Below are 6,271 nucleotides of genomic sequence, written 5' to 3'. Positions count from 1 at the left end.
CTTTATAGTAAAGCGTTTGCATTCAAATAGAATGCCTGCGTTAGAACAATATAGTTAGCTCTCATGAAATCGGATGCTAGCAACTCTTCTTACTTTTATTCGTTACCCCGACTTATTGAGCCGATACATCAAACCAAGCTAAAATAAAGTTTCTCCTTGAACCACAAAGAAAGGAATTAAGTAATGAACTTTGGGATCAAGGTTGGAATATTTTATTTTTTGCCGGACATAGTTATAGTCAAGAAAAAGGAGTTCTGCAAATTAATCCAACTACGACAATTACTCTAGATAGATTAAAACATGGACTCACAAAAGCAATTGAGAGTGGATTGCGTTTGGCAATTTTCAATTCCTGTGATGGCTTAGGGTTAGCAGAAGCATTAGAGGATTTACACATTCCCCAAGTCATTGTCATGCGCGAACCAGTCCCAGACTTGGTAGCACAGGAATTTTTAAAACATTTTTTAACAGAATTTTCTAGCGGACGACCTTTATATTCTGCCCTGCGCGAGGCGAGAAAAAGGCTTGAAGGAATAGAAGATGAATATCCTTGTGCAACTTGGTTACCAGTAATTTGTCAAAATCCTTTGGAAGCGCCAATGACTTGGCAGTTACACCGAAAGATGATCACTACCAAGAGTGTTTTGACAATATTGCTGGCAAGCTTTTTGGTAACAAGTTTGGTTATGGGGGTGCGGTATTGGGGTTATTTACAAACATCGGAATTACAAGGGTTTGACCATTTTATGCAACTGCGATCGCAGCTTGTAACTGAAAAACCTGATGAACGGATTTTGATTATTACTATTGATGAAGCAGATATTCAGTACCAAATCAATAAAGGGATGCAAATGCGATGGTCGTTATCTGACCAAGCCCTTGCTCAATTATTAGATAAATTAAATAAGTACCAACCGCGAACTATCGGTTTAGATATTTACCGTGATGGAACTGTAGATCCTAAATATCCAAATTTAGCCACTCGTTTTAGCCAGGATAATCGTCTATTTTTTGTGTGCAAAGTTGCTACAACTGATGATGATGGTGATAGCGATGGGATTCCGTCACCTGATGGAGTTCCAAAGGAACGGTTAAGTTTTATGTTCCTGAACTACCAGAGACTGCCCGTTCCGCAGAATTTGTGTTACATATGCAGGATGGTAGAGAAGTACAAAATGTCTATCGAACACCTCTTACTCTGTCTGGAAAACCTGGTGTTATTAGCATTACTCCACCACCACAACCGCAATATTCCTTAAAAGCAGATAAAAAATATCACTGGTACTTTCATATTTATTGTGGTGATGTAGGAAAAACATCTGACAATTTTTATGTAGATGGGTTTGTGCAAAGGCAGGTGCTGACTCAGGTTCTTGATAGTCAATTAAAGGCAGCGAAGCCAAGGGAGTACATTGCTTATAGCGCTAATAATATTTGGTACGATGCCCTAACTAATTTAGGCCAACTGCGCCGCGCTAATTCGCAGGATGCAACTCTTAATAAAGATTGGGTTGACTTATTAAATGCCATTGGCTTGCAAGATATTGCTAAAGAGCCAATTGTACAGCATTACAACGAGTTAAAATTGACAAAATCAGACGAGTAATCAGGTGGGTACAATGTTAGGGATAACTCAAGATTGGCGATATTGGTATTGTAGTTTGGCGATGGGCAGCCTTTTGATTGCTTCTTCGCAAGAGCATGTTTTCGCTCAAATTGCTCCAGATGGCACTTTGCCTAACAATTCCATCGTTACAACAGATGGCAGCACCCTCAATATTACTGGAGGAACGCAAGCAGGAAGTAATTTGTTTCACAGCTTTGGGGAGTTTCTTGTCCTTCCTAACGGTGCTGCTTTATAAGACTAGTTACACGGTCAAATGACTGATTAATTGAGGGTGTTATGTCAGGCATAATTCAAAATTGGCGATTTTGGTATAGTTCTCTGATTTTGACGGGTATGTTTATTTTTTCTTTGCAAGGACGTGCTTTTGCTCAATCTCAACTTCCCTCGATTGGCAACGATTTAATTGAAGACAATGGCTCTCCTAACTTGTTTTTTCTCAACCCGAATGAAATTACTTTTGGCCCAAGTTGCTACACTCCTGGTTACGCTCAAAGCTCTTTTGTGAATGTCGGACGCGGCGGTTTACCACCCAATCCAAAAGATATTCTCACTCCTGAAGCAACCCGAATAGATTGGGTGTCTGTTAAACCCAGCAACAAGAAGCGTTCCCTACCACCTGTCAGTATTAAACCAACTACCTCCACTCCTAAACGTATTGTTGAAGCCACAGGAGTGACGCTAAATGTGTTTGGACAAATAGTTCTTAGTGCTAATCCAGTCACCCTTACTCATTATACTTCCAGGCAAAAGCCCATGCAGTGTTATGGTAGATAAAGCTACTCATACCTTTGCTGTGTCCTGTTTGCTGATGTTGTTTAACAGCATCACAACTACACCTAGTGAGGCGCTGTTACCTCAAAACAATTCTCCCTCGCTTGGGCCGCTTGGGCAAGTGCAAGATGTCCAAACACCAGCCACAACACAACCAACACCACCGTCTCCAGCACTGCAACTACCCCCTCCATCCCAATTACTCCAACCAGATCAAGGGCTACCTACACTAGAGCAACTACTCCCTGAAATTCTTTACACTTTCACTGTTAAACAGTTTGAGATAGTTGGTAGTACGGTTTTTAGCCAAAAGAAGTTGAATGAGGTACTTAAGGACTTTATCAACAAGCCGATTACTTTTGCACAATTATTAAAAGCTCGTTCCAAAATTATCGAATTCTATAATCAAAAGGGATACATTACTTCTGGTGCTTATATTCCTGAACAAACTGTCAAAAACGGTATTGTCCAAATACAGGTAGTTGAAGGCGAATTAGAGGATATCCAGATCACTGGTACTAGGCGACTCAATCCAAATTATATTCGCAGTCGTATTATCGCTAATGGCGCTTCCAACCCTTTGAATCAAAAACGCCTCTTAGAGTCCCTACAACTATTGCAGCTTAATCCTTTAATTAAAAGTTTGTCTGCTAAACTGTTTGCTGGCTCACGAACCAATACTAGTTTACTGTCCATCAAGATAACTGAGGCAGATACATTCAGTACAAAAATAGTACTGGACAATCGTCCTCCCCCCCAATCGGGTAGCTTTCGTCGCCAACTCCAAGTTAAGGAATCTAATTTACTGGGGATTGGAGATAGTATATTGTTAACATACAGTAATACTGATGGCAGTAATAGTATAGATGTCAGTTACAGCTTACCCCTCAATCCCCGCAATGGCACTTTTACCTTCCGCTATGGCAACAGACCAGAGAATGTCATTGAAAAACCTTTTGGTATCTTAGATATTGAATCAACCCCCCAACGTTACGAACTCACATTCCGCCAGCCACTACTCCAAACTCTTAACCAAGAATTCGCTCTTGGAATCGCTGCTTATCATAGAGAAAGTCAGATTTCCTCTTCTGTGTTTGAACAGGAGGATGTTCCCCTTTCTCTACTTTCGCCGGGGGCTGATGCAGAAGGAAACACTCGTGTATCTGCTTTGCGATTCTTTCAAGACTGGACTTCCCGCAATAGCCAAGAAGTAATTGCCGCTCGTTCTCAATTTAGTTTTGGAATTGGTGCATTCAATGCCACAATCAATTATACCGACCCTGATAGCCGTTTTTTCGCTTGGCGGGGGCAAGCACAATGGGTACGCTTATTAGCTCCTGATACCCTACTTTTGATTCGTGGCGATGTGCAATTAGCTTCCACAAAGCTTTTAACCTCAGAACAATTTGGTTTAGGTGGTGTAAATAGTGTTCGGCGATACCGTCAAGATTTGCTGTTGAGAGATAATGGCGCTCTTGTTTCTGCTGAATTACGACTACCGATTCTGCGTGTGCCTCGCTGGAAGGGAGTTCTACAATTTACACCATTTGTTGATGTTGGTACTGCTTGGAGTAATTCGTCAAGTAGAGATGATACTAACACTCTAGCTGCTGTTGGTTTAGGTTTGCGGTGGTTACAGGGTAGTAATTTTACTGCTGGTATTGAGTGGGGTATTCCTTTATTTTCTGTTGATACTCAAGGTAATACATGGCAAGAAAATGGTTTATATTTTCTTGTACAATATAATCCGTTTTAACCTTACACAAAGGAGCTAATGCGTTGCGTGAAAAATATCCGATTTACAACAACTATTGCCATGTTGTAGCTACAACTTCATCCAAAGCCACACATAGTACTACATAGTTTTTATGATTAATTATTATGAACAAATACAAAATAAATTTTGTAATTTATATGAAGTTTTTAAAATACTTGCTATTATCATTTTTGACTATACTTTTCTGTATCTTTTCATCTGTTATTTTCGATTCTTCTATTTTTTTTACAGCAGCCTTTGCCAAATCTAAAGTTTTATATTTTCCTGCTGTAGCAACAAAACCTGCTGTTAACCAAACCAAAAATTTTAGTTTAGTGCAGCAAAGTCAAGCACTTTATGAAGGGGGAGAATTTACAGAAGCAGTACAACTTCTAATAAAAGCAGCAGACGAATTTAAAGCTACTAACAATGTATTGAATGAAGCTATAGCTTTGACTAACCTTTCCTTAGCGTATCAACAGTTAGGACAATGGCAACAAGCGAATGAAGCCATTTCACAAACTATTAAATTATTACAAAGTCTAGAAGATTCAGATTCTTCACAAGAGCAATCGCAAGTCTTTGCTCAAGCTTTAGATGTTCGAGGTGGGCTGGAGTTAGCACAGGGACAAACTGAAGTAGCCCTAAGTACTTGGCAATCATCAGCTAAAATTTATCAACACTTAGATGATATCTCAGCGCTGATTCGCAATCACATCAACCAAGCCCAAGCAATGCAAGCTATGGGAAATTATCTCCAAGCAGATAAAAGCTTAACCTCGGTACGAGAAATTCTTCAAAAACAACCAGAGTCTCCTCTCAAAGCCACAGGATTGTATAGCTTAGGGAATATCCTGCGAAGTTTGGGTTATCTAAACGATTCGCAGAAAGTCCTAGAAGAAAGTTATTATGTGGCTGGGAAAGTAGGGACTGCGATGCCTACGGCGGACAAGTACGCCATCGCTCAAAGCAATGCTTTACTTAGTTTAGGTAATACAGCCCGCGCTCAAGCATCCGCTCAACTTAGTTTGGGTAACTCAAGCAACGCCAAGGATTACACTAAAACAGCAATTCAATACTATCAGCAAGCGGCTCTAATTGCATCTGCAACACCTACTGTGCGCCTGCAAGCTCAACTGAATTTATTAAGACTATTGGTAGAGCAAGAGGAATTTAGCACAGCAAAGGCATTATTGCCCCAAATTCAGTCTCAGATAGACAATTTGCCTCCAAGTCGCACGGCTGTTAACTACCGGATTAATTTTGCTCAAAGTCTGAGCAAAATGAAACAAAACTCGGTTGAGCCAAAAGATGTTGCTAAAATGCTAGCGCAAGCTGTGCAAGTGGCTAAGAGCTTAAAAGATCAACGAACCGAATCTTATGCCCTTGGTATTCTTGGCGAACTGTACGAACAAACTGGACAGTTATCTGATGCCAAAGGTCTTACACAGCAAGCATTGGTACAAGCTGAGTCCATTAATGCCCAAGACATTGCTTATCAATGGCATTGGCAAATGGGACGAATACTACAAAAGCAATCTAATATCCCAGCAGCAACAGATGCTTATAGTCGAGCTTATAACGCCCTCAAATCTCTTCGTAACGATTTAGTTGCAATTAATCCTGACGTACAATTTTCTTTCCGCGAAAGTATAGAACCTGTATATCGACAGTACGTTGATTTACTGTTGCAACTTCAAGAGAATCCAATTAAAAAGCCAGATAATCTTGTTCAAGCTCGTCAGGTAATTGAATCTCTCCAATTAGCAGAATTAGATAACTTTTTTCGTTCGCCTTGTTTGGTACCAAGAGTTGACCTTGATCAATTACTTGAAAAAGAAATATCCACAGCTGTTATCTATCCAATCATCTTAGATAACCGACTAGAAATTATTACTCGCTTACCAGGGCAAGATACAATCTACCGTAAAACAACTAAAGTCTCTAAGGATGTATTAGAAAAAGCTGTAGAAGAACTACAGAAAGATTTGGCGTTGTTGCGTGAATAAGGAAAATGGTAAATTTTACCTATCGCCTATATTCTCTTGCCGCCTAGCCCAACGATGAAGACGAAAGCCCAGTATAAAGTTCGGAATTGGAACGCTTATGATGCAGCA

General features: G+C 40.1%; 5 protein-coding genes and 2 pseudogenes. 6 read left to right on the top strand and 1 reads right to left on the bottom strand.

The window, feature by feature from the left end:
- Positions 1-143: 143 nt before the first annotated feature.
- The 5 genes and pseudogenes from H6G96_RS43035 to H6G96_RS39860 all read left to right on the top strand — a co-directional run.
- Positions 144-1,076, top strand: a pseudogene (locus tag H6G96_RS43035) (CHASE2 domain-containing protein); the annotation flags it as partial.
- 62 nt (positions 1,077-1,138) lie between these two features.
- Positions 1,139-1,606 (top strand): annotated as a pseudogene (locus tag H6G96_RS39875) (DUF928 domain-containing protein); the annotation flags it as partial.
- A 13-nt stretch (positions 1,607-1,619) separates the two neighbouring features.
- On the top strand, positions 1,620-1,862 hold the full coding sequence (locus tag H6G96_RS39870; protein WP_190920077.1) for a hypothetical protein: 243 nt from the start codon (positions 1,620-1,622) through the stop codon (positions 1,860-1,862).
- Positions 1,863-1,903: 41 nt separating this feature from the next.
- On the top strand, positions 1,904-2,401 hold the full coding sequence (locus H6G96_RS39865; protein WP_190920069.1) for a hypothetical protein: 498 nt from the start codon (positions 1,904-1,906) through the stop codon (positions 2,399-2,401).
- Positions 2,391-4,154 carry a ShlB/FhaC/HecB family hemolysin secretion/activation protein gene (locus H6G96_RS39860; RefSeq protein WP_199339883.1) on the top strand — a complete coding sequence of 588 codons (1,764 nt, stop codon included), beginning with the start codon at positions 2,391-2,393 and terminating at the stop codon, positions 4,152-4,154. Before H6G96_RS39865 ends, H6G96_RS39860 begins: the two co-directional genes overlap by 11 nt.
- Positions 4,155-4,308: 154 nt before the next feature.
- Here H6G96_RS39860 and H6G96_RS40990 read toward each other — a convergent pair whose 3' ends face one another.
- A complete protein-coding gene (locus tag H6G96_RS40990) occupies positions 4,309-4,476 on the bottom strand; it encodes a hypothetical protein (protein ID WP_206757702.1) in 168 nt (55 codons plus the stop codon).
- A 13-nt stretch (positions 4,477-4,489) separates the two neighbouring features.
- On the opposite strand from H6G96_RS40990, the gene H6G96_RS39855 reads away from it, so the two are divergent.
- Positions 4,490-6,163 carry a hypothetical protein gene (locus H6G96_RS39855; protein WP_206757701.1) on the top strand — a complete coding sequence of 558 codons (1,674 nt, stop codon included), beginning with the start codon at positions 4,490-4,492 and terminating at the stop codon, positions 6,161-6,163.
- Positions 6,164-6,271: the final 108 nt, after the last annotated feature.

Origin of the sequence: Nostoc sp. FACHB-892, from assembly GCF_014698795.1 — a bacterium.
Classification (GTDB): Bacteria; Cyanobacteriota; Cyanobacteriia; order Cyanobacteriales; family Nostocaceae; genus Nostoc.
The sequence above is the reverse complement of the archived record's forward strand: the minus strand, read 5'-3'. Positions and strand labels throughout refer to the sequence as shown.

Bases quoted from the DNA above. Each gene is read 5' to 3' on its own strand.
- H6G96_RS39865 (WP_190920069.1), top strand. From the start codon at position 1,904: ATGTCAGGCATAATTCAAAATTGGCGATTTTGGTATAGTTCTCTGATT.
- H6G96_RS39860 (WP_199339883.1), top strand. From the start codon at position 2,391: ATGGTAGATAAAGCTACTCATACCTTTGCTGTGTCCTGTTTGCTGATG.
- H6G96_RS39870 (WP_190920077.1), top strand. From the start codon at position 1,620: ATGTTAGGGATAACTCAAGATTGGCGATATTGGTATTGTAGTTTGGCG.